This window comes from Acetatifactor aquisgranensis (assembly GCF_943193215.1).
In the GTDB taxonomy this organism is placed as follows: Bacteria; Bacillota; Clostridia; order Lachnospirales; family Lachnospiraceae; genus Acetatifactor; species Acetatifactor aquisgranensis.
Window position 1 is genome coordinate 1 of sequence record NZ_CALPDH010000097.1, and the last position, 1,577, is coordinate 1,577.

At 46.8% G+C, this 1,577-nt stretch carries 2 protein-coding genes; both read left to right on the plus strand.

What is annotated here, in order from left to right; genetic code table 11:
- Positions 1–154: 154 nt before the first annotated feature.
- Positions 155–1,198 (plus strand): DUF4268 domain-containing protein, encoded by a 1,044-nt coding sequence (locus NFS35_RS28795; protein ID WP_275564747.1) that lies wholly within the window; start codon positions 155–157, stop codon positions 1,196–1,198.
- 61 nt (positions 1,199–1,259) lie between these two features.
- Positions 1,260–1,424: a hypothetical protein gene (locus NFS35_RS28800; RefSeq protein WP_251210382.1), complete on the plus strand. Its 165-nt coding sequence runs from the start codon at positions 1,260–1,262 to the stop codon at positions 1,422–1,424.
- Positions 1,425–1,577: the final 153 nt, after the last annotated feature.

Sequence of the window (1,577 nt, forward strand, 5' to 3'; positions counted from 1 at the left end):
TGGCTCATTCATCTGAGATATGAAACTTAAAATTCCTTGATTTTTTAAGGAAAATCACTTGACATTATAGGGAGGAACAAAGACAGATGAAAGGTTCAGAATGCAAATTCGTTAAATATATGGAGGGCTCGGACAAGCGGTTTGTCATTTTACGCTGACGGCTTATAACTCGAAATACAGTAACAGCTCTTTCACGGAAAAGAAAACCATGCAGAACGGTTTCGATGACAGTGGTATCCGCATGAATACCTGGATTGCCAAGAAGGACAAGTGGACGCTGGCGGAGCTGGAGGAGCGCAGCGAATATCTCATGGGCCGGGCTCTGTCAATCTGGGCGGCACCTGTCACAGAATACAAGCCGAAAGAAAAGCAGCTTGATACTTATACGCTTGAGGATGAGGGCGAGCTGACCGGACGACTGATTGCGAAGTTCACCTTTAAGAACACCCGGCAGCCGGTAACGAGCTGGGTTGAGATGTTCCGGAAGGTTATTCAGATTCTGTATGCCGAGGATAAGGCCATTATCACTAAGCTGGCGATGTCGGAGGAGGAGAACATCGCTCTCCACTTCAATACAAATCAGGATGCGTTCACGAAGTCGCTTGAGATTGGCGACGGCATCTATGTATGGACAAACACCAGCACGCAGAGTAAGCTGTCTGTCCTGAGTCGTCTCTTCAAACTGTACGATGAAGATCCGGCAGACTTGGTATTTTACCTGCGTGATGAAAACGAGGCCAATGAGGACGAGCCGGGCAGCCGATATGAGCTCCGGAGGAAATACTGGACATATGCGCTGCCAGTTATTCAGAAGGTGCATGGTGGGGATGGCTCTTTCTCCTGTGTTAATCCGTCAAGGGATAACTGGATCAATGGCTTCTTTGGTATAGGCGGCTTCTATCTTTGCTGCGTAGCAAACTTTGATGCAGCGCGGGCAGAGGTCGTATTTGGCAGAGGCAATAAGCAAGAAAACAAGGCTGCCTTCGATAGCCTGTACACACATAAAGCGGAAATAGAATCAGGGCTGGGCACGACGCTCCAGTGGAACCGTGGCGAGGATATTAAATCATCCAAGGTTTTCATTCAGCTGAATAACGTCAGCATTGAGAATGAGACTGACTGGCTCCAGATGGCGAACTTCCACGCTGATTGGACAAAGAAGTTCTACGACGTGATTGTGCCGTATATCAAAGGTTAATGACGATACCTGTGGAAGTGGCGGGTTTCTTATTGAGAAAAAAGCAGCGAGGTGATATGGAGTGAATAAAGATCCATTTAAGGAATACATCAAAGAGTCTGAGCCGGACAAGCGTGACAAAGGTTATGCGTGGCATACGGCCATTGGCCTGCAGGCTGTGGACGGACTGAAGACATCAGAATATCTGGTGCAGACGGCGGAAAGGGCCGGAAATAGAGGAACTTGATGTTTTGGGGGCTTGTAAACAAAGGGAAAATATTATACACTGGTAATAGTTACCCTGACATCTTTCATCACAGCATAAGGAGCTTCCTGTATAATACAAACATAGGGAATTCCAAGAAAGGTGGTTGATAAAAAGATACCTCAGAGTAAAATA